The following is a 21,433-nucleotide window of genomic DNA, read 5'->3' on the forward strand; positions in this document are numbered from 1 at the left end:
TGTCGTCGATCAAGAAAGGAGGGCAAGATGGCTCTTATGGCTGACATGACCGGTCCGCACGTGTTCGAGCAGGTCGAAGAGCGCCCCCTCACCGTGGACGACTTGGAGACGATGCCCGATGACGGTCGCCGGTACGAATTGCTCGACGGGAGCTTGCTCGTGACCCCGGCGCCGGGGTACCGGCACCAAAGGGTCGTTCTGCTGCTCGGGATGCTGCTCGAAGAAAAGTGCCCGGAGGGATTCTCAGTTCTCCCGGCACCGTTCGCGCTGCGGACGTCCAGTACCAGTGAGCTGCAACCGGACGTGCTGGTCGCCCCTGACGAGGACTTCACCGAGACGCACCTGCCGGTGCCGCCGACGCTGGTGGTCGAGGTCCTTTCCCGCAGCACCGCGCTGCACGACCGGAACTCGAAGAAGGCGCTGTACGAGGAACTGGGCGTCGAGTGCTACTGGGTCATCGACCCGGCCATCCCCAGCGTGGAAGTGCACGAGCTGGACGATGAAGGCCACTATCAGCAGATCGCCGAGGTCAAGGGCTCGGACGCATTCGAAGCGGAGCGGCCGTTCCCCGTCCGCGTGGTGCCCGCCGAGCTGAGCAAGCGGCGGGGCGATGAATGACCACCGGCCCCGGCTCGTCACCGCCGGCGAGCCGGGACCGGCTGATCTGTCCGACCGCTGTTCTGCATGGTGCTTCTGATCGCCTGCCCATCGGCTCGGCGAACTCAGCGTCCAACCGTTCTCGCGCTCCAACCCGGTAAGGCAGCGCTACCCGTGCCATGCAGTAGCGCCAACCGGTCTCGATCCGCAACTCGTGGTCGTGATCCCGCCGCGGCTACTGCTGACCGCTGACCGCCGTAGCAGTGCTAGTGCGATTCCAGGAACGCGTACACGTCGGCTTCGTCCACGCCGGGGAAGGTGTCCGACGGCAGCGCGGAGAGCACGTGCGAGTGCGCCCGCGCGGACGGCCACACCATGCCCTGCCACCGGTTGGCGAGTTCGGTCGGTGGCCGCTGGCAGCATTCGCCGTTCGGGCAGCCGGACTTCGAGTGGTTCGTCGTCTCCCGCCCCCGGAACCAGCGCGACTCGGTGTACGGCACGCCCAGCGTGATCGCGAAATCCCGCCCGCGGTTCGGGTCGACGTGCGCGACGCACCAGTGCGTGGCACCTGGTTTGTCCGTGTACTGGTAGTAGGTCGAATAGCGGTCCGGCGAGGCGAAAACCATCCGGCCAGCCCAGTGCCGGCACATCCGCTGCCCTTCGATGGCGCCCGCCGGGTCGGTGGGGAAAACCAGCCCGTCGTTCTCGTACGCCTTGTAGATGATGCCCGTCTCGTCGTTGCGCACGAAGTGGCACACCAGGTCCAGGTACTGCGTGGCGAGGTTGGTGAACCGGTGCGCGGCCATCTCGTAGGACACCGAGAACACGTCCCGCAGGTCCTCCACCGCCAGGTCGCGGTCCGCCTTGGCCTGCTGGAGGAAGCTGACCGCGGCCCGTTCCGGCACCAGCACCGCGGCCGCGAAGTAGTTCGCTTCCACCCGCTGGCGCAGGAAGTCGGCGAAGTCCCGCGGCTGCTCGTGCCCGAGGGTGAGGTGGCCGAGCGTCTGCAGCAGGATCGTGCGCGGACTGTGCATCCCCAGTGATTCCCGCCGCAGGAAGATCCGGTTGTGCCGCAGGTCCGTGATGGAGCGGACCGAGCGAGGCAGGTCGGCGACGAACCGCAGGCCGTAGCCCATATGCGTGGCGATGGACTGGATGACCCCTTCGGACAGCGCGCCGCCGTGGTAGCCGACCCGGTCCAGGACTCCGGACGCGGCCTTCTCGATCTCCGGGAAGTAGTTGCCGTGCTCGCGCATCATCTGCCGCAGCGAGGCGTTCGCCTTGCGGGCCTCCTCGGGAGTGGCGACCTGCTTGGTCTCCCGCCGCTTCAGCTCGTCGTAGAGCGCCAGCACGTGTTCGAGGGCCTCGGTGGGCACCCGCTTGCCCACCTTCAGCGGCGGCACGTCCAGCCGCTGGTAGGTCGGGTCGAGCTGCGCCTGCTCGACGGCGATCTCCAGCTCCGCCCGCCGGTTCGGCGCTTTTTTCGACAGCAGCTCGTCCACCGAGCTGCCCAGCGCGTCGGCCAGCGAGCGCAGCAGCGACAGCTTCGGCTCGCGGTGTCCGTTCTCCAGCAGGGAGAGCTGCGAGGGCGCGCGCCCCACGCGTTCGCCCAGCTCAACGAGGGTGAGACCGGCAGCGCGGCGCAGGTGCCGCAGCCGCTGACCGAAGACCAGGAGGTCTTGGTCGGTAGAAAAATTACGGTCTTCTTCGGCGGCGAAGTCGGGCATGGCTTGATGCTAGCAGAAAAACCGCCGAAATTTCTACGATTTTCTTCTCGATCGGACCGGGGTCGTCGGCCAACACTAGGGGCAGCAACGGCACGAACCGTCCCGGAAGGGGAAGACCATGAGCCTCCAGCCTGGAACCCGCCAGCAGGCGATCAAGGCCGCCGAGGAACTCCAGCGGGAGTGGGACAACGACCCCCGCTGGAAGGGCATCGAGCGCACTCACACCGCCGCGGACGTCGTCCGCCTGCGCGGTTCCGTGCAGGAGGAGCACACCCTGGCCCGGCTCGGCTCCGAGCGGCTGTGGAACCTGCTCAACGACAACGACTACATCAACTCGCTGGGCGCGCTGACCGGCAACCAGGCGGTCCAGCAGGTCCGCGCCGGGCTCAAGGCCATCTACCTGTCCGGCTGGCAGGTCGCCGCGGACGCCAACCTGGCCGGTGAGACCTACCCGGACCAGAGCCTCTACCCGGCGAACTCGGTCCCGCAGGTGGTCCGCCGGATCAACAACGCCCTCAAGCGCGCCGACCAGATCAGCTGGTCCGAGGCGCTGGACCCGGAGGCCGAGGAGACCGAGTCGGAGCCGACGAACTGGCTGGCGCCGATCGTCGCCGACGCCGAGGCCGGTTTCGGCGGCGTGCTCAACGCCTACGAGCTGATGAAGGGCATGATCTCCGCGGGTGCCGCGGGTGTGCACTGGGAGGACCAGCTGGCCTCCGAGAAGAAGTGCGGCCACCTGGGCGGCAAGGTGCTCATCCCCACCAGCCAGCACGTCAAGACGCTGAACGCGGCGCGCCTGGCCGCGGACGTGGCCGGCACCCCCTCGCTGGTCATCGCCCGCACCGACGCGCAGGCCGCGACGCTGCTGACCAGCGACGTGGACGAGCGCGACGAGCCGTTCCTGACCGGTGAGCGCACCTCGGAGGGCTTCTTCAAGGTCCGCAACGGCATCGAGCCCTGCATCAGCCGCGGCCTGGCCTACGCGCCGCACGCGGACCTGATCTGGATGGAGACCTCGAAGCCGGACCTGGAGGTCGCCAAGCAGTTCGCCGAGGCGATCAAGGCCAAGTACCCGGACCAGATGCTGGCCTACAACTGCTCGCCGTCGTTCAACTGGCGCAAGAACCTGGACGACAGCACCATCGCCAAGTTCCAGCGCGAACTCGGCCACATGGGCTACAAGTTCCAGTTCATCACGCTGGCCGGGTTCCACGCGCTGAACCACAGCATGTTCGACCTGGCCAAGGGCTACGCCGCCGACGGCATGACCTCGTACGTGGACCTGCAGGAGCGGGAGTTCGCCGCGGAGGCGCAGGGCTACACCGCCACTCGCCACCAGCGCGAGGCGGGCACCGGCTACTTCGACCTGATCAGCACCGCGGTGAACCCGGACTCGTCCACCACCGCGCTGGCCGGCTCGACCGAGACCGCCCAGTTCTGATCGAAAGCTCGCCCGGTGTCGGACCCGGGTGGCCGGGCCGAGGCGTCTGATCCGGACTCCTCGGCTCGGCACCAGAGTTGAGCGCTCGTCGCGGGAGCGCTCATCCGGAACGCACCAGAGGCCCTGTGGCGGGGTGTGCGAGATCGCAATGGTGCGAGTGGGCGGGGACCCTCCGGGGTTCCCGCCCACTTTTTCATGCTCACACGTTCCGGTGACGGCTGTATCAGATCGAACGCTTCGCGCCTCTTCATCGCAGAACCATCTTTGCGGCACCGAGAGCGAAGGGAATTCGACGATGCGGATCGAGGCAGGAGTGGGACGTCCGTTCAGCGTGCACGACCTGGAGGGACTGCCCGAGGACGGCAGGCGCTACGAGCTGATCGACGGTGAGCTGCTGGCGAGCGCGGTGCCGGGATGGCCGCACCAGGGCGCGGTGGTCGAACTGGCCTCGCAGCTGCACATCGCGTGCACGTCGCCGTACCGGGTGCTCGCCGCGCCGTTCGCGGTGCGGCCGGACCCGTTCACCGAGCTGCGACCGGACATCCTGGTGGCGCGGCACGACGACCTGACGTTGCGGAACCTGCCGTCCGCGCCGGTGGTCGCGGTGGAGGTGGTGTCGCCGAGCAGCCGGATCAAGGACGAGAGCTTGAAGAAGGCCGTCTACGCGCGGCTGGGCACGCGGTTCTTCTGGCTCGTCGACCCCGATCTGGAGCAGCCGACGATCACCGCGTGGGAGTTGGTGGGTGGTTCGCGGTATCAGCGGATCGCGCGGGTTCGTGACGACGAGGTCTTCGAGAGCACCGAGCCGTTCGCGGTCAAGCTCGCCCCGGCGGATCTCGTGGCGGGACTGCGCCCGTGACCGGCTTGGTGTGTCCGTTGTGGACTGAACAGGTGGTTTCGGCAGGGGAGGTCGCTTGCCGGAACGTGGGGCGGAAATCTCGTAGCGGAACTTCCGCCCCACGCGGCCTCATCCAGGGGCGGCCGCCGGCATGGCGGCGGCCGCCGGGGGAGTCGGTCAGGCCGCCAGGCCGAGGGCGTCCAGTGCGCCGCCGACCGACGAGAGTGTGTCGGCGACGGTCGTGTCCAGCGCCTCCGCGATCGGCGTCAGTTCCGCGGCGTTGGCCGGTAGCGCCAGACCGATCATCAGCGCGGGCACCGCCGTTGCGGCGAACGCGATGCGCTTGACCCGCGACCCGGCTTCGGCCTCGGTGGTCTGCTTGGCGGTTGTACTCATCGGGTTCTCCCGTTCTCGCGTGGTTTGCGGTGCCAAGAGATTCGTGGAGCGAGGTATTCGGAACAAGGCGATTAACAATTCGTTTTCCAGCTCGGTACACCCGCGCATCAGAGGTGGCGCGGCGCACAGACGAAGGGAGGTGGGGCCATCGGCCCAGGAGCTGGTTGGCCATCGGCTCAACGGGTTTCGGATGATCGGCTGCGGGGTGTGCGGGAGCGGATCACCGGCTTCCAGTGGGAGCGCCTCGCGGACGGAGCTGAAGCCGTTTGCCGCCGCGTCCGAGAAAGCATTGTCGCGCAAGCGTTTTCGGCGTCGAACCGGTGTGGTGCTCGCGATGTCGCGGGCAGGCGGCGCGACAACTAATGTGCCGGGCATGATCGAGCAGCGGACGGTGCCGGTGATCGCGGCGCCGATGGCGGGCGGGATCAGCACCCCGGAGCTGACCGCGACGGTCAGCGGCATGGGCGGGTTCGGCTTCCTGGCCGCGGGCTACCTCACCGAAGAGGCGCTGAACGGGCAGATCGCCAGAGCGCGCGAGCTGACCGCGGAACCGTTCGGGGTGAACCTGTTCGTTCCCGGCCATCGGCGCAACATCGAGCTGGCGGCCTACCGCAGCCGCGTCCAAGCCCAGGCGCAGCACTACGGCGTCGAACCGGGGACAGCGCACTGGGACGACGACCTGTACCAGGCCAAGGTGGAACTGGTGATCGCCCAGCGGATCCCGGTGGTGTCGTTCACCTTCGGCTGCCCGGAATCGTCCACTGTGGAGCGGTTGCACTCGGTGGGGGCGGAAGTGGTCGCCACCGTGACCACGCCCTCGGAAGCACGGCAGGCTGCGGAATCCGGGGTCGACCTGCTCTGCGTGCAAGGTTCCGAAGCCGGCGGTCACCGGGCGGTCTTCGACGACGATGAGGCGACGCGGGCCGGTGGTGAGTTGATCGGCCTGCTGGGCGCGCTGCGGTTGATCTCGGCAGAGGTCGAGCTGCCGCTGATCGCCGCGGGCGGGATCGTCACCGGTGCCGACGTGGCCGCGGTGCTCGCGTCCGGTGCGGTCGCGGCGCAGCTGGGCACGGCCTTCATGATCACGGATGAGGCGGGTACCGCGGCGGCCCAGCGTGCGGAGATCGCCGAGGGCACCCGGGCCACGGAGTTCACCAGAGCGTTCAGCGGACGTCCCGCGCGCGGGCTGGTGAACCGCTTCATGCGGGAGAACGGCCCGCACGCGCCCGCCGCCTACCCGCAACTGCACCACCTCACCAAGCCGGTGCGGGTAGCGGCCGGGAAAGCCGGAGACCCGGAAGCCATGTCGCTGTGGGCGGGGCAGACCTACTCGCAGGCCGCTGCTCGGCCCGCCGCGGAACTGGTCCAGGATCTCGTGGACGGTGCGCGGCGAGCGTTCGACTCCGGACGCGGCAAGCTGCCCTGAACCGCCGGTATTCGCGGAACACCGCGCTGTGGACGGTCTTCGTGCTCGCTGACCGTTGAAGGACCGCGAAAACACCTGGATGCGCGGGCGGAGCAGCGCATAGGTTGGCGCGGTGGGTTATGTGCGGTCGGTGAACGTGGCGGTGCTGCGTACCGGTGAGTGGACCGGGCGGATGGGGCGAACAGGGATCGACAAGCGTCCGGTGGACGATCCGGTCGAGTTCACCCCGGGCGGAGTGCGCGGTGATCAGGTGATCGACACCAAGCACCACGGAGCCTGGTACCAGGCGGCCTACGCCTTCGACACCGAGGATCTGCGGTTCTGGTCCGCGGAGCTGGGCCGGGAGCTGGTGCCGGGCAACGCGGGGGAGAACCTGAGCCTTCTCGGCTGCGAGAGCAGCTTCGCGGTGATAGGCGAGCGCTGGCGCATCGGCTCCGCCGTGCTGCGGGTGACCGGACCGCGCAACCCGTGCCGGGTCTTCGCCGGCTTCTGGCAGCACAAGGGCCTGGTGAAGCGGTTCGCCGAAATCGGCAGGCCGGGGGTTTACCTCGCGGTGGAGGAATCCGGCGACATCCGCGCCGGGGACGAGGTCCGGATGCTGAGCAAGCCCGGCCACGCGGTCACGGTGGCGGATGTTTTCGCGCTCGCCATGGGGGACCGGGATCGCCGCGAGCAGGTGGCGCCCGCGGCGCAGGACCTGCCGCCGAAGTGGCGTCGTCAGCTGCGGCTAGAAGAGCTCACCGGTCGGGCAGACACTCGATGATGCCGTAACCCCCCGACACGCGGGTGACCGCCGCGACGAACAGCCCGGCGGCCGAGGCGACCCGGTCGGTCCGGTCCAGATCCCGCATCCGGCCGCCCACGTAGATCATCATCCGCAGGTCCATCTCGGTGAACGCTTCCGGGGCGCCGGGCAGCAGCTCGATGATCAGCACGCTGCCGTCCGCGCCCGCGGCCTCCGCGCAGCGGGCGAGTATGCGGATCGCGTCCTCGTCGTCCCAGTCGCCGAGGACGTCGCTCAGCACGTAGGCGTCCGCCGAGTCCGGCAGCGGGTCGAAGAAGCTCCCGGTGACCACTTCGACGCGGTCTCGCAGACCGCGCGAACGCAGGTACTCGTCGGCGTTGCGGGCCGGTCCGGCCAGGTCGACGACCATGCCGCGAACGTCCGGGTACCGCTGCAGGATCGCGTCGATCAGCACGCCCTTGCCGCCGCCGATGTCGGCGACCCGGCCGAACCGGTCCCAGTCCAGTTCGTCGGCCACCACCGGAGCGAGGGTGCTCGACTTCGTCTCCATCAGGTCGTCGAAGGAGTCCGACAGTTGCGCGCTGTGCGCGAGGTCTTCCCAGAACGAGCGGCCGAACGCAGCCCGGTACGCCGGGTGGTGCCCGCGCACCTGCTCGATCAGCTCCACGAAGGCCAGATCCGCGCGTCCGACCGCGCCGTCCAGATCGAGCCACTCCCTGGTGCCGCTCGGCGAGTCGCTCTCCAGCTCGCGCGAAGCGGCGTTCGGACCGAACACGTCGGGTTCCGGTTCGGTGAACATGCCGTGCTGCACCAGGTACCGCAACAGCCTGCCGAGCGGGTCGGCCTGCGCCTCGCTCCTCTTGGCGATCTCCTCCAGCGCGACCGGCCGGTCCCGGACGATGTCGGCCACGCGCAACGTCGCGACCGTTCGCACGGCGAACGGCTTCACCAGGTCTGCCATTGCCCAGATGTCCACCGGCTCCGGGGCCATGCGCCGCAGCATAGGCGCCGTAAGTGACCTGGGCAGAGCCGTCGGCGGGGCTGGGGAGTGCGTGAAAGCGGGTCAGTTGGCGGAACCACGGGCGTCTTCTGGCTGCGGCTGACGCCGCTTGTGCAGCTGCCCTAGTCGCCGAGCACGGCGACGATCCGCTCGGTGGTTTCGCTCATGTGCTCGCGCACCACCTCGCGCGCCCGCGCGGCTTCGCCCGCCTCGATCGCGTCGACGATCGGGGTGTGCCGCTGCCAGGCCATGTTGCGCACCGCCAGCTCCGGGCCGGAACGCACGATGGTCGCGCGGGTCAGCCCGGAGATGTTCTGCCAGGACTGCACGAGCGCGGCGTTGCCGGTCAGTTCGCACAGCAGCCGGTGGAACGCCAGGTCGTTCTCCACCAGTTCCGCCATGCCCTGCTGCTCGTCGCGGAGCCGGTCCACGGCCGCGCGCAGCGTGCTGATGATCTCGTCCCGCTCCGGCGCGCCGCATAGCAGCTCCACTGCGAGGACTTCCAGCGCCGCACGTACCGCGAAGATGTCGCGCACTTCGGCTTTCGTCAGCGCGCGCACCAGCAGCTTGCCGCGTTCGTCGGCGACGACGAGCCCTTCCTGCACCAGGTGCCGGAGTGCTTCGCGCAAGGTTCCGCGAGAGACCGAGAGCGCTTCGCTGAGCTCGGTCTCGATCAGCCGCCGCCCTGGTTCGAGCTGCCCGCTGCTGATCGCTTCCCGCAGCTTGTGCAGGGACTGCTCGCGCAACGTCTGCCGGTCGACGCCGCCCAGCGCCGGGACATCCAGGGACACGTGTGGATCGCCTCTCTGCTCGGGTCCGGGCTCATCGTAGTCCAAGACCCGGTCGTCCAGTGACAGTCGACTGTTGACAGTCGACGCGAGTTGGACGTTAACTGTGCGCCACCTAACGCACGAAGGAGTGACGGTCATGGTGCTGCGCGGGGATCCGGAGCCGAGCTGCCTGCCCGAACTGGGCTGCTCGACGATCTCGTTCCGCCACCGCCGGCTGACCGAGGCGCTGACGACGATCCGCGAGCTCGGTTTCGACGGCATCGACCTCGGTGGACTCCCCGGAGTCTGCGAGCACATCCCGCACCCGTTGGGCGAGGACACCGCAGGCATCGTGCGCTCAGTCGAGGAATCGGGCTTGCGCACCTGGGCGATCAACGTCGACCCGGGGCCGCTGAACGATCCCGCGCTGTCCGAGCACGACCTGCTCGAATCCGGGCGGCGGCTGGTGCGGCTGGCCGCTCGCCTGAACGCCGCCATGATCGTGCCCTGCGGAGCGCAGACCCGGACGCCGTTCGTGGCCGAAGACGCCGATCTGGACCGGCTCGCGCGCGGCCTGCGCGCACTCGGCGAGCTCGCCGCGAGCAACGGGGTGCGGTTGCTGGTGGAGGGCCTGCACCACTTCCGGTTCTGCCACACCACCGAGCGCGCGATCGCGCTGCTGGAGCGGGTTCCTGCCGAAGCAGCCGGGCTCGTTTACGACGTCAGCCACGTCGTCGCGGGTGGCATCGACGAGGTGGCGCTGGCGCGGGAACTCGCTACCCGCGTCGAGCACGTGCACTACCGGGACGCCGCGCCCGGCGAGATCAACCTCAGCATCGGCCGCGGCCGCGCGGACTTCGCCGGAGTGATCGCGGCGCTGGCCGAGAACCCCGGCAACCGCCGCCACGTGCTCGAACTCGAAACCCACGACGTGGCCGAAACCGACCGTCCCGCCGCGGCCGCCGCCGCTCGCGACGACGTCCGCGCACTGCTGGCCGGCTGACCCGGCCGGTTCCCGACGACCGAGATCTGGAGGACCCGCATGTCCGAAACCGCACGTACCGCAGTCATCACCGGAGCCGGATCCGAGCGCGGCATCGGGCGGGAGACCGCCCGGCAGCTGGCCGCGGCCGGTTTCGACATCGCGGTGCTGGACGTCGACGGCGACGCCGCCGAGCGCACCGCCGGTGTCGTCGCCGAGGAACACGGGGTCCGCGCACTCGGCGTGCGCGCCGACGTCACCGACGAGTCCTCGGTGGACTCCGCGGTCTCCGCCGTCGAATCCGCCGATCTGCCGCCGATCGCGACGCTGGTCAACAACGCGGGAATCACCCGCCCGACCCGCTTCCTGGACATCGAGCAGGACGAGTGGGAGCTGGTGTTCCGGGTCAACGTCACCGGGACGTACCTGGTCACGCGGCGAGTGCTGCCCGGGATGGTCGAGCGCGGCTACGGGCGCATCGTCAACGTCTCCTCGGTCAGCGCGCAGCGCGGCGGCGGGGTGTTCGGCGGGTCGCACTACTCGGCGGCCAAGGCGGCCGTGCTCGGGCTGACCAGGGCGCTGGCGCGGGAGGTCGGACCGAACGGAGTGGTGGTCAACGCGGTCGCCCCGGGCCTGGTGGACACCGACATCACCGGCGGACTGCTCAGCGGTGAACGCAAGGAAGAACTGATCTCCGGGGTCCCGGTGGGGCGCAACGGCCGGACCACCGACGTGGCGAGCACGATCACCTTCCTCGCCGGCGAATCCGTCGGCTACATCACCGGCGCCACCTTCGACATCAACGGCGGCTCGCACATCAACTGACCGCCTGGCCCGCCCGGCCGCGCCGGGCACGCCGCAATGGCGAGGACCACGGAAAGAGCGACAAGGATGTCCAACTCCCTCCTCCTGCTGCACACCGCGATCACGGTGCTCGGAATCGTGGGCTTGATCGTGGGTGCGCGGCTGAACCCGGTGATCGTGCTGGTGCTGGGTTCGCTGTACCTCGGCCTGGCCACCGGGCTCGGTTTCGAAGGCACCGCGAAGGCCGTCACGACCGGGTTCGGCGATTTGATGGCCGAGGTCGGGCTCATCATCGGGTTCGGCGTGCTGCTCGGTTCGCTGCTGTCGGCGACCGGGACGTTGCAGCGGATCGTCGAGCTGTTCCTGAAGGCGTTCGGGAAGGACCGGTCGCCGTACGCGCTGGGCTTGTCCGCGGGCGTGGTGTTCCCGGCGATCTACTTCGACGTGGCCCTGGTGATGCTGGCGCCGATCGCGCGCTCGGTGGCCGCCCGCACCGGTGCGAGCGTGGCGGCCGTCGGCGGCGCGCTGGCGATCGGCTTGGAGGTCGGGCTGCTGATGGTGCTGCCGGGTGCGGCGGCATTGGCGATCAGCGGTTCGCTCGGCGTCGGCCTCGGCATGATGCTGCTGTTCGGCATCGGGATCGGCGTGGCATCGATCGTCATCGCGGTGTTCCTGCACGGCAGGCTCATGCGCCGCACCTGGAACCCGGCCAAGGACGAAGCGCACGTCGATGACGGCATCGAAGGCATGGCCGTGGGCTCCGCGGAAATTCCGAAGCGCACCTTGCCGCTGATCGTGCTCGTGCTGCCGGTGCTGGTGCCGTTGCTGCTGATCGTGCTGGGCACGGTGACCGAGACCGCGGGTGCGCGGATCGGCTGGATCGCGTTCCTGGCCGACCCGGTGGTGGCATTGCTGATCGGTCTCGTGCTCGGCTGCGCGATCACGGTGTGGACGTTGTCCAGGGACGCCGTCGAGCGGGCGTTGAACAAGGGCGCGGCCACCAGCGGCACGATCCTGCTGTTCACCGGCGTGGCAGGTTCGCTCGGCGAGGTGATCAGCCGGACCGGCGTCGGCGACGTGGTGAGCGGGCTGTTCCACGCGGGCAGTGCGTCACCGCTGCTGCTCGCGTGGCTGGTGGCGGCGTTGCTGCGGCTGGCGCAGGGCTCGGGCTCGGTCGCGGCGATCACCGCGGCGACGCTGCTGGCGCCCGTCGTCGGTGGCCTGGGCACGGCGCCGGTGCTGGTCGCGCTGGCCGCGGCGGCAGGGGCGAGCTTCGGCGGCCACGTCAGCGACAACACGTTCTGGATGTTCCGCACGCTGCTGAGCCTGTCCACCCGCGGCGCGTTCCAGGTCTACACGGTCGCCCAGTCGATCATGTCGGTGGTGGCGCTGGCTCTCGTGCTCGTCGCGGACCTGGTCAGCTGAGGCCCCGCCACGCACCAAAGCCCCCCGAGCGGGGGCTTTCGTGCTGTTCGGGGACGTTTCGCAGCGGGCCGTACCCGATCGGTTCAGGTAGATGTGACGTGCGGCACCTGTTGCGGTGGCAGGCCCCGGCGCAATGATTGGGTGGCCAAAGGTTGGAAGGCCGAGTAATCGGCCCGTTCGGCGGCGGGCATCAACGGCGAGATCGGTGAAAGGTTCGGTGCGGTATGTCCCAGGAGTTGACGCACTTCATCGGCGGCGAGCGGGTCGCCGGGACCTCCGGGAACTTCGGTGACGTGTTCGATCCGAACACCGGGCAGGTGCAGGCAGCGGTGCCGTTGGCCTCGACCGGCGAGGTCTCCGCCGCCGTCGCCGACGCGGCCGCGGCGCAACCGGCGTGGGCGGCGCAGAACCCGCAGAAGCGGGCCCGGGTGCTGATGCGCTTCCTGCAACTGGTCAACGACGAGATGGACTCGCTGGCCCGGCTGCTGGCCGCCGAGCACGGCAAGACCGTCCCGGACGCCAAGGGCGACATCCAGCGCGGCCTGGAGGTCGTCGAGTTCGCCGTCGGCATCCCGCACCTGCTCAAGGGCGAGTACAGCGAGAACGCGGGAACCGGCATCGACGTCTACTCGATGCGCCAGCCGCTGGGCGTGGTCGCGGGCATCACCCCGTTCAACTTCCCGGCGATGATCCCGCTGTGGAAGGCCGCACCTGCCATCGCGGCGGGCAACTCCTTCGTGCTCAAGCCCTCCGAACGGGACCCGTCGGTGCCGCTGCGGCTGGCGGAGCTGTTCGTCGAAGCGGGCCTGCCGCCGGGCGTGCTCAACGTGGTCAACGGCGACAAGACCGCGGTGGACGCGGTGCTGACCGACCCGCGGATCGAGGCGGTCGGGTTCGTCGGCTCCTCGTCGATCGCGGAGTACATCTATTCGACCGCGGCCGCGCACGGCAAGCGCGCGCAATGCTTCGGCGGCGCGAAGAACCACATGATCGTGATGCCGGATGCGGATCTGGACCAGGCGGTGGAGGCGCTGGTCGGCGCCGGCTACGGCTCGGCGGGTGAGCGGTGCATGGCGATCTCGGTGGCGGTGCCGGTCGGCCAGGCCACCGCGGACGCGTTGGTGGAGAAGCTCACCGAGCGGGTGCGCAAGCTCAAGATCGGCACCAGCTTCACCGAGGATGCCGACTTCGGGCCGCTGGTGACCAGGCAGGCGAAGCAGCGGGCGGACGACCTGGTCACCGCAGGTGTCGACGAAGGGGCGGAGCTGCTGGTCGACGGTCGCGGGTTCGAGATGGCAGGCCACGAGGGCGGCTTCTTCGCGGGTGCCTCGCTGTTCGACCACGTCACGCCGGACATGCGGATCTACCGGGAGGAGATCTTCGGTCCCGTGCTGTCGGTGGTGCGCGCGGCCGATTACGAGGAGGCGCTGCGGCTGCCGAGCGAGAACGAGTACGGCAACGGGGTCGCCATCTTCACCAGGGACGGCGACGCGGCGCGCGAGTTCGTCAGCCGCGTCGACACCGGGATGATCGGGGTGAACGTGCCGATCCCGGTGCCGATCGCGTACCACACCTTCGGCGGCTGGAAGCGCTCCGGCTACGGCGACCTGAACCAGCACGGCCCGGACTCGATCAAGTTCTACACCAAGACCAAGACGGTCACCTCGCGCTGGCCGTCCGGGCTCAAGGAAGGCGCCAGCTTCACCATTCCGACCATGAACTGAGCTCGGTGAGCCTGCCCCACAGGTGAGGAGTCAGACGTGTCCGTTGCAGCGGTAACCGGCCCCACCGGCGCGGCGTCGCCGTTCGAGCTGTCCGAGGACCAGCGCGCGATCCAGCAGACCGCCCGCGAGTTCGCCGCCGAACAGCTCGCCCCGCACGCGGTGCAGTGGGACCAGGACAAGCACTTCCCGGTGGAGGTGCTGCGCACCGCCGGGGAACTGGGCATCGGCGGGATCTACGTCGACGACGCCTACGGCGGCACCGGGCTGAGCCGGTTCGACTCGGTGCTCATCTTCGAGGCGCTGGCCTCCGGTGACCCTTCGGTGGCGGCGTACCTGTCGATCCACAACATGGTCGCCGGGATGATCGACCGGTTCGGCGACGCCGAGCAGAAAGCCCAGTGGCTGCCCGGGTTGTGCTCGCTGCAGCAGCGGGCGAGCTACTGCCTGACCGAACCGGAGGCGGGCTCGGACGCGGCCGCGCTGCAGACCCGCGCGGTGCGCGACGGGGACGACTACCTGCTCACCGGGGTCAAGCAGTTCATCTCCGGCGGCGGCAGCTCGGACGTCTACGCGGTGATGGCGCGCACCGGGGACACCGGGTCCGGCGGCATCTCCACGTTCCTGGTCGAAGCCGGTGCGCAAGGGCTCTCGTTCGGGCCGAACGAGCGCAAGATGGGCTGGAACGCCCAGCCCACCCGGCAGGTGCTGTTCGACGAGGTCCGGGTGCCCGCGAGCAGGCGGCTGGGGCCGGAGGGCATCGGGTTCAAGATCGCCATGGCGGGGCTGGACGGCGGCCGGCTCAGCATCGCGGCCTGCTCGCTCGGGGGCGCGCAGGCCGCGTTGGACAAGAGCCTTGCCTATGTCCGGGAGCGCAGCGCGTTCGGATCGAAGCTCAGCGAGTTCCAGGTGCTGCAGTTCAAGCTCGCCGACATGGCGACCGATCTGGAGGCCGCGCGGATGCTGCTGTGGCGCGCGGCGTGGGCGCTGGACACCCGCGATCCGGACGCCACCCGGCTGTGCGCGATGGCCAAGCGGCTGGCCACCGACGCGGGCTTCGCCGTGGCGAACGAGGCACTTCAGATCCACGGTGGTTACGGATACCTTGCCGAGTACGGCCTGGAGAAGATCGTTCGCGACCTGCGCGTGCACCAGATCCTCGAAGGCACCAACGAGATCATGCGCTTGATCATTTCCCGTGGATTGCTGGAGTCGGCATCATGACATCAACCGCCCCGGAAGTTCTGCTCAACGTAGAGGGCGCGCTCGGACGGATCACGCTCAACCGCCCCAAGGCGATCAACTCGCTCACCTTGGAGATGGTGCGGTCGATCACCGAGGCACTTGAGCAGTGGCGTTCCGACGACCGGGTGCGCGCGGTGCTCATCGAGGGCGCCGGGGAACGCGGCCTGTGCGCGGGCGGGGACATCCGCGCGCTCTACGACGCGGCCAAGGCCGACGACGACTCGCTGCCGAAGGCGTTCTGGAGCGAGGAGTACCGGCTCAACGCGGCGCTGTCGCACTACCCGAAGCCCGTGGTCGGGCTGATGGACGGCGTGTGCATGGGCGGCGGCGTGGGCATCACCGCGCACGGTTCGCACCGGGTGGTCACCGAACGTTCCAAGGTCGGGATGCCGGAGACCGGAATCGGGTTCGTGCCCGACGTGGGCGGCACCTACCTGCTCTCGCGCGCGCCGGGTGAGTTCGGCACGCACCTGGCGCTGACCGGTACTCCGGTCGGCGGCGCGGACGCGATCGCGCTGGGCCTGGCCGACGATTTCGTGCCCAGCGACCGGCTCGAAGAGCTGGTCGCGGCGTTGACCGATGGCGAGGTGGACGCGGCGCTGGCCAGGTTCGCCACCGAGCGCCCGCCCGCACCGCTGGCGGCGCAGCGGGAATGGATCGAAGCGGCCTATTCCGCCGACCGCGTGGAAGACGTCCTCACCAGGCTGCGCGCGCGCCCGGAAGAAGCCGCGCAGCAGGCCGCCGACGCCATCGAGACCAAGTCGCCGACCTCGCTGAAGATCACGCTGCGCGCCCTGCGGTCGCGCCCGGACACCTTGGAGCAGGCGCTCGACCAGGAATACCGGCTGGCGCTGGCCACCGTTTCGGTCGGCGATTTCGTGGAGGGCGTGCGCGCCACGCTCGTCGACAAGGACAAGGACCCGAAGTGGTCGCCGGAGCGCCTGGACGAGGTGACCGACGAGTTCGTCGAGCGGTTCTTCGCCCCGCTCGGCGCCGCGGAATTGGGACTCGCAGCGGACTGATCCCGCTGCAGCCGGGGCCGTCCCGGCCGATCGGCAGAAGGGAACGTGACAATGGCTGTCATCGCTTTCATCGGGCTGGGCCACATGGGCGGGCCCATGTCGGCGAACCTGGTCAAGGCCGGGCACGCGGTGCGCGGGTTCGACCTGGCCCCTGCGGCGCTGGCGCAGGCGCGGGCGAACGGCGTGACCACCGCGGACTCGGCGGCCGATGCGGTGGCCGGGGCGGATGCGGTGATCACCATGCTGCCCAGCGGCAAGCACCTGCTGGACTGCTACCGGGAGGTGCTCGGTTCGGTGCAGCCGGGTGCGCTGCTGATCGACTGCTCCACGGTCGACGTCGCCGACGCGCGGGCGGCGCACGAGGCGGCGGGCGCGGCCGGGTTCGGTTCGCTGGACGCCCCGGTCTCCGGCGGTACCGCGGGCGCAGAGGCGGGCACGCTGACGTTCATGGCGGGCGGTGCCGCCGACGTGTTCCAGCGCGCGGAGGCGGTGCTGGAACCGATGGCGCGCAAGGTGATCCACTGCGGCGGCGCCGGGCACGGGCAGGTCACCAAGATGTGCAACAACCTCATCCTTGGCGCGTCGATGATCGCGGTCAGCGAGGCTTTCGTGCTGGGCGAGCGGCTCGGGCTGAGCAACCAGGCGCTCTACGACGTCGCCTCGATCTCCACCGGGCAGTGCTGGTCGCTGACCACGAACTGCCCGGTGCCGGATCTGGTGGAGACCAGCCGCGCGAATCACGACTACGAGCCGGGGTTCTCCGCGGCGCTGATGCTCAAGGACCTGCGGCTGGCCGAGTCCGCGGCCGAGCAGAGCGGCACCGACACCGCGATCGGGCAGCTGGCCACGGAGCTGTACCAGCGGTTCAACGCCGAGGGCGGCGGCGAGTACGACTTCGGCGCGATCATCCGCTCCATCCGGGAGCACTCCGGTGCCGAGGGCACGGTGACGCCGTCCGGATCGGCGGAGGCCACCGGCACGGCGTGAGCTCCGGCCCGGGTTCATCGGGTTGCAACCCGGGCGTAGGCTCCGCGCCGTGATGGACTGGCTGTTCGAGTTGTGGGACGCCGTCGAGCTGTGGCTCGTGCAGCTGTGGTACCCGCTGCAGGTGACGCTGGTGCTGGCGGTGCTGCTGCCGGTGTGCTTCGGCTTGGCGAAGGTGCTCGACCGGGGCATCGACGGGCTCGGCGCGAAGCTGACGCGGCTGCGCGATGCCGAGCCGCCGGTGCGTTCCCGCCCGAAGGCGCAGCGGTAGTGAACCGCGTGTCCTCCCGCAAGCGGATCACGATCGCCCTGGTCGGGCTGATCGTGCTGGTGGTGGTCGGCTGGTTCGTGCAGCAGCGCTCGGCCGACCCGTCCGCTCCCGCGGGCATGTCCCGGCCCGCGGTGAGCTCGCCGATGCCGGTTTCCTACGATTCGTGGCCGATCCGGAGTTCGTCCGGATCGGCTTTCGAGGTTGTGCGGGCCCGGGGCCTCCCGGTGCCCGGTGGCGGGCCGTGGGGCTGAGTCCCTTCCGGTCGCGGAATGGCCCCGCACAGCGGGAAAAGTGACGTTTTCGTGGTTGTCGACTTGCGCGGTTGAGTGGGATGTTTGCGACGAAGCTGCTGGCGGCTAAACGGCCCGGCAAGGTCTTCCGGAAGGAGTCTGCGGTGGGCGAGCAGGAGCAGCCTGAGCAGAGCGCGGTGAGCGCCCGCGAGGCCGCTGCGGCGGCCGAGCAGCGGGGCGCGGTACCGCACGTCCTCGACGGCCGGGAGCTGGTGAACAAGCGCACCACGCTGGAGGGCATCGCGGCGGCGCTGTCCTTCCCGGAGTGGGCGGGCCGCAATCTGGACGCGCTCTACGACTGCCTCACCGACCTGTCCTGGCTGCCCGAGGGCGAGCACGTGCTGATCTGGTCCGGCTCCACCTCGCTGGCCCAGCACGACCCGAGGGCCTACGAGAAGATCAACTCGGTGTTGCGGGACGCGGCCCGCAACACCGTCTGCGGCCGCTCCTTCGAACCGGTGCTCACCCGCGACTGAGCGGACGCCGAGCTGCGGGTGGACCGGTCCATCCTTCGGGCCGTGTTCAGGATTCCTGTTCGGGTACCCAAGAAGCCGGGCGCTTCTCCTTGAAGGCGCGCATTCCCTCCTGGCCCTCTTCCGAGGCGAAGTGGTGGGCGGAGAGGTCGAGCATGGCGTCGAAGTCCTCGTTGAGGGTGCTCGCCCGCGGGCGGCGCAGCATCGCCTTGGTGGCGGCCAGGGCGTTCGGGGCGCCGCGGGTGAGTAGGTCGGCGTAGCGGCGCGTTCGGGTGTCGAGTTCTTCGGCGGGAACGGCGGAGTTGAGCAGGCCGATCTCGACGGCCCGGTGGGCGTCGAAGGTCTCGCCGGTCAGGAACAGTTCGTGCGCGGCGCGCGGTTGCAGGCGCGGCAGCACGGTCAGCGAGATCACCGCGGGCACGACGCCGATTCGGACTTCGGAGAAGGCGAAGGTCGCGGTCTCGGCGGCGACGGCGAGGTCGCAGGCGGCGACGATGCCGACTCCGCCGGCGCGGGCGGGGCCCGCGAGTTTCGCCACGACCGGTTTCGGGCTGGTCCACAGCGTTTCCAGGATGTCGGGCAGTTCCCGCACGCCCTGGTCCTGCGAACCGGCGCCGCTGGATTCCTTCAGGTCCATGCCCGAGCAGAACACCGGCCCGGTGTGGTCCAGGATGACGACCCGCACCGCTTCGTCGGCCAACGCGGCGGCCAACTGCTCGCGGAGTTCGCGGCGCAACTGCGCGGACAGCGCGTTGCGGTTGTGCGGGAAGTCCAGCGTGATCGTCGCGATGCCCGCTTCGACGTTGCGGTGCACGAGTTCTTCGCCCATGCGGCGAACCGTAGCCGCCTGGGCAGCCGGGGAGCCAGGACTCAGGTCGGCGGGTAGCGGGTGAACCACTCCGCGGTATCCGGTGGTCGCGGGCCGAACTCCAACGCCGCGTCGTGCGCGAGCCGTTCGATCACGTCGTGCAGTTCCAGCTCGGCGCGCCACCGCTGCGGGATGGTCGCGGCGCCGCGCTGCGCGCCGACGAGGCTGCCGCACACCGCCCCGGTCGTCGCGCTGTTGCCGGAATGGTTCACCGCCAGCGGCAGCGCGGCGTCGAAGTCGCCGTCCGCGACCAGCGCCGCGTACAGCCCGATGCCGAGCGCGTCCGCCGCGGTCCAGCCGGTTCCGATGCCGGTTTCCAAGTGCGTCGGCGTGGTTCCCGCGGAGCGGGCGTAGTGCACCGCCGCCGACAACCGGGCGGCGACTTCTTCGTGCCCGGGGTGGTTCCGCAGTTCCGCGGACGCCTCCTCCACGGCGGTGTTGAGGTCCTGACCGGCCATCAGGCGCGAAACCAGGAATGCGAGCGTCCCGGCGCTCAGGTGCGCCACGGGGTCGCCGTGGGTCAGCGCCGCGGTGTTCTGCCCGACGCGGAACACTTCGGACGGGTTCTCGCTCCACAGCGCGGCGGGCACCGCGCGCATCACCGCTGTGCTGCCCTTCGAGTCGCTGACCGGGTGCTGCGGCGTGCCCATCCGTTGCTGTCCCTTGGCGAAGGCGATGAGCGTGCGCATCATCGTGCGCCCGGGGTTGCGGGTCTGGAACAGCGCGCGGTGCCCGACCAGCCACCCGTCCGGTTCGCCGGTGCGCTCGAGGAATTCGCCCGCGGCGCGGCTCCAGCTCAGGTGCTGGGTGTGCAGCCAGCGCTGGTAGGCGTGCTGGATGTGCCGGGACGGGTCGGCGATGTCGTGGTCGCGGCGGCGCACACCGGCGCGGATGGTGCCTTCCAGGGAGAACAGCAGCAGTTGCGTGTCGCTGCCGAGCCGCCCGGCCGGGTGCCCGGCGGGCACGTAATCGCGCAGACCGCGTTCGCCGTGCCGGTCTTGGATCTGGTCCCAGCTCTCGCCCGCGACGGGGCCGCCGAGCGCTTCGCCGATCGCGCAGCCCAGCACCGCGCCGAGGAACCGGTCGCGCGAGGCGGCCAGCCTGGGCACTGCGGTGATGCTGTTGCGCTGATCAGGTCGGCCGTCGGGGTCGCCGACCGGGTAGCGGGCGAACCAGTCGTCGGACTCGTCCGGGTAGGGCCCGAACTCCGCGGCGGCGTCCTCGGCGAGCTGCTCGAGCACCGTCCACGCGGGCGATTCCGCGGCCAGCTCCGGAGGAATCGCGGTCGGTCCGTGCGCGGCGCCGAGCAGCTGACCGCACAACACGGCGGTCGTGCCGACGTCCCCGGAGTGCTCGCTCGCTGACTCGATGGCCTTGGTGAAGTCGTCGGGGCAGGCCGCGCAGATGCGCAACGCGACCGCGAGCGCTTGCACGCCGCTGCGTCCGCCGCTCATCGCGTCCAGCTGGTCCCGCCGGGCGACGAAACCGATCGGGCTGGTCGAGCCGAGGTGCAGCGCGCGGTCCAGCAGCGCGGGCCGGGATTCGGCGGGCTGCCAGCGGGCCAGCGCACCGGGCAGCGCTTCGGCGAGCGGAACTCCCCGCAACAGCAGGGAAATCGCCGCGCCCGTCGCACCGGCCGGGCGGTTCCCGTCGGGGTGGCCGTGGGATAACGCCGCCAGTTCTCTGCCGAGGTCGAACCCGTCATCGGCCGACCACAGCGCCGCGACCGCTCCGATCGGCACCGCGGTGGCGCCCGCTGCGTGCGGCGAAGGTTTGCTCCCGGCGGCGATGCGGGTCAGCGCGGTCAGCAGCGCGGGCTCGTCGACGGCGGCGGAATGCAGCTCCGGCCTGCCCACCAGCCAGCCGTCCGGTTCGCCGCCGGGCGCGGGAACGCAGTCCTGCCAGGCGATTCCGCGAGTGTGCAGCCACCGTTGCAGTCCACTGAGGACGGAAGAGGTGGGGGAGGCGGTGCCGTGCACGCGCAACGCGGTGTGCGCGCGGATCAGCCCTTCCAACGCGAACAGCACCGAGGTGGTGCGCTCACCGAGTCTGCCGAGCACGGTGTGTTCGGCCGCGGCCGCGCCGAGCAGCATCCCGGCGAACCGGCTCGCGGCCTCCGGCAGGTAGCCGTCCGGGCCGGACAGCCCGGTAGCGGGCGTGGGCGGCTCGGGTTCGACGATCCGCTGGCGCAGCGCGGCGAACCACGGTGGCCGGGACAGCGGCCGGTCCCGCCACCAGCTCCACCGCTGGAGCAGCAGCCGCTCGTCGGCGTCGGGCGGGGCGGTTCCGGAGGCTGGGCTCGTTCCGGAAGGCGGGGCGGTCCGGCGCCGTTGCCGGTACGCGGCCAGCAACGCCCGTTCCGCATCGGTGAGCCCGCCAGAGCCCCTCGCGTCCGTCACCTGTGCAAC

General features: G+C 70.1%; 21 protein-coding genes. 15 read left to right on the forward strand and 6 right to left on the reverse strand.

The annotated features are described in order from the left end of the window. Positions 1 to 27 precede the first annotated feature (27 nt). Positions 28 to 618 (forward strand): Uma2 family endonuclease, encoded by a 591-nt coding sequence (locus INP57_RS15585; protein ID WP_200070944.1) that lies wholly within the window; start codon positions 28 to 30, stop codon positions 616 to 618. A 245-nt stretch (positions 619 to 863) separates the two neighbouring features. Here INP57_RS15585 and INP57_RS15590 read toward each other — a convergent pair whose 3' ends face one another. Then, complete coding sequence (locus INP57_RS15590; RefSeq protein ID WP_200070945.1) at positions 864 to 2,324, reverse strand: helix-turn-helix domain-containing protein; 1,461 nt, start codon at positions 2,322 to 2,324, stop codon at positions 864 to 866. A 118-nt stretch (positions 2,325 to 2,442) separates the two neighbouring features. Between INP57_RS15590 and aceA the strand changes: the two genes are divergently transcribed. Continuing rightward, entirely contained in the window at positions 2,443 to 3,765 is a 1,323-nt protein-coding gene (aceA, locus tag INP57_RS15595) for an isocitrate lyase (RefSeq protein WP_200070946.1), read from the forward strand. 295 nt (positions 3,766 to 4,060) lie between these two features. Further along, positions 4,061 to 4,624 (forward strand): Uma2 family endonuclease, encoded by a 564-nt coding sequence (locus INP57_RS15600; protein WP_200070947.1) that lies wholly within the window; start codon positions 4,061 to 4,063, stop codon positions 4,622 to 4,624. Between the two features lie 156 nt (positions 4,625 to 4,780). Here INP57_RS15600 and INP57_RS15605 read toward each other — a convergent pair whose 3' ends face one another. Further along, positions 4,781 to 4,999, reverse strand: coding sequence for a hypothetical protein (locus INP57_RS15605; RefSeq protein ID WP_200071173.1), 219 nt, complete (start codon positions 4,997 to 4,999; stop codon positions 4,781 to 4,783). A gap of 373 nt (positions 5,000 to 5,372) precedes the next feature. Here INP57_RS15605 and INP57_RS15610 point away from each other — a divergent pair, with 373 nt between their 5' ends. Together INP57_RS15610 and INP57_RS15615 are read left to right on the forward strand one after the other, a co-directional pair. Then, positions 5,373 to 6,425, forward strand: a complete 1,053-nt coding sequence (locus INP57_RS15610; protein ID WP_200070948.1) for an NAD(P)H-dependent flavin oxidoreductase — start codon at positions 5,373 to 5,375, stop codon at positions 6,423 to 6,425. Positions 6,426 to 6,537: 112 nt separating this feature from the next. After that, entirely contained in the window at positions 6,538 to 7,188 is a 651-nt protein-coding gene (locus INP57_RS15615) for an MOSC domain-containing protein (protein ID WP_307850105.1), read from the forward strand. Here INP57_RS15615 and INP57_RS15620 read toward each other — a convergent pair. Next, positions 7,163 to 8,161 (reverse strand): methyltransferase, encoded by a 999-nt coding sequence (locus INP57_RS15620; protein ID WP_233627634.1) that lies wholly within the window; start codon positions 8,159 to 8,161, stop codon positions 7,163 to 7,165. The two genes, INP57_RS15615 and INP57_RS15620, sit on opposite strands and share 26 nt — an antisense overlap. 131 nt (positions 8,162 to 8,292) lie before the next feature. Then, positions 8,293 to 8,961, reverse strand: coding sequence for a GntR family transcriptional regulator (locus tag INP57_RS15625; RefSeq protein ID WP_200070949.1), 669 nt, complete (start codon positions 8,959 to 8,961; stop codon positions 8,293 to 8,295). 136 nt (positions 8,962 to 9,097) lie between these two features. Here INP57_RS15625 and INP57_RS15630 point away from each other — a divergent pair, with 136 nt between their 5' ends. The 10 genes from INP57_RS15630 to INP57_RS15675 all read left to right on the forward strand — a co-directional run bounded on the left by INP57_RS15630 (position 9,098) and on the right by INP57_RS15675 (position 18,160). After that, on the forward strand, positions 9,098 to 9,943 hold the full coding sequence (locus tag INP57_RS15630) for a sugar phosphate isomerase/epimerase family protein (RefSeq protein WP_200070950.1): 846 nt from the start codon (positions 9,098 to 9,100) through the stop codon (positions 9,941 to 9,943). A 39-nt stretch (positions 9,944 to 9,982) separates the two neighbouring features. Then, a complete protein-coding gene (locus tag INP57_RS15635) occupies positions 9,983 to 10,747 on the forward strand; it encodes an SDR family NAD(P)-dependent oxidoreductase (protein WP_200070951.1) in 765 nt (254 codons plus the stop codon). 66 nt (positions 10,748 to 10,813) lie between these two features. Further along, a complete protein-coding gene (locus tag INP57_RS15640; protein WP_200070952.1) occupies positions 10,814 to 12,151 on the forward strand; it encodes a GntP family permease in 1,338 nt (445 codons plus the stop codon). 224 nt (positions 12,152 to 12,375) lie between these two features. After that, positions 12,376 to 13,875, forward strand: coding sequence for a CoA-acylating methylmalonate-semialdehyde dehydrogenase (locus INP57_RS15645; protein WP_200070953.1), 1,500 nt, complete (start codon positions 12,376 to 12,378; stop codon positions 13,873 to 13,875). Between the two features lie 36 nt (positions 13,876 to 13,911). After that, positions 13,912 to 15,096 (forward strand): acyl-CoA dehydrogenase family protein, encoded by a 1,185-nt coding sequence (locus INP57_RS15650; RefSeq protein ID WP_200070954.1) that lies wholly within the window; start codon positions 13,912 to 13,914, stop codon positions 15,094 to 15,096. Continuing rightward, entirely contained in the window at positions 15,093 to 16,139 is a 1,047-nt protein-coding gene (locus INP57_RS15655; RefSeq protein ID WP_200070955.1) for an enoyl-CoA hydratase/isomerase family protein, read from the forward strand. The genes INP57_RS15650 and INP57_RS15655 overlap by 4 nt, the downstream gene beginning before the upstream one ends. Before the next feature lie 51 nt (positions 16,140 to 16,190). Continuing rightward, on the forward strand, positions 16,191 to 17,126 hold the full coding sequence (gene mmsB, locus INP57_RS15660; protein WP_200070956.1) for a 3-hydroxyisobutyrate dehydrogenase: 936 nt from the start codon (positions 16,191 to 16,193) through the stop codon (positions 17,124 to 17,126). Between the two features lie 52 nt (positions 17,127 to 17,178). Next, positions 17,179 to 17,394, forward strand: a complete 216-nt coding sequence (locus INP57_RS15665) for a hypothetical protein (protein ID WP_233627694.1) — start codon at positions 17,179 to 17,181, stop codon at positions 17,392 to 17,394. Next, positions 17,394 to 17,645: a hypothetical protein gene (locus tag INP57_RS29595; RefSeq protein ID WP_233627635.1), complete on the forward strand. Its 252-nt coding sequence runs from the start codon at positions 17,394 to 17,396 to the stop codon at positions 17,643 to 17,645. The genes INP57_RS15665 and INP57_RS29595 overlap by 1 nt, the downstream gene beginning before the upstream one ends. A 143-nt stretch (positions 17,646 to 17,788) precedes the next feature. Further along, on the forward strand, positions 17,789 to 18,160 hold the full coding sequence (locus tag INP57_RS15675) for a barstar family protein (RefSeq protein ID WP_295143620.1): 372 nt from the start codon (positions 17,789 to 17,791) through the stop codon (positions 18,158 to 18,160). A gap of 46 nt (positions 18,161 to 18,206) precedes the next feature. Here INP57_RS15675 and INP57_RS15680 read toward each other — a convergent pair whose 3' ends face one another. Together INP57_RS15680 and INP57_RS15685 are read right to left on the reverse strand one after the other, a co-directional pair. Next, positions 18,207 to 18,986: an enoyl-CoA hydratase-related protein gene (locus INP57_RS15680; protein WP_200070959.1), complete on the reverse strand. Its 780-nt coding sequence runs from the start codon at positions 18,984 to 18,986 to the stop codon at positions 18,207 to 18,209. Positions 18,987 to 19,027: 41 nt separating this feature from the next. Further along, positions 19,028 to 21,424 (reverse strand): ADP-ribosylglycohydrolase family protein, encoded by a 2,397-nt coding sequence (locus INP57_RS15685; RefSeq protein WP_200071174.1) that lies wholly within the window; start codon positions 21,422 to 21,424, stop codon positions 19,028 to 19,030. Between the last annotated feature and the right edge of the window lie 9 nt (positions 21,425 to 21,433).

This window comes from Saccharopolyspora galaxeae (genome assembly GCF_016526145.1).
GTDB classification, from domain to species: Bacteria; Actinomycetota; Actinomycetes; order Mycobacteriales; family Pseudonocardiaceae; genus Saccharopolyspora_C; species Saccharopolyspora_C galaxeae.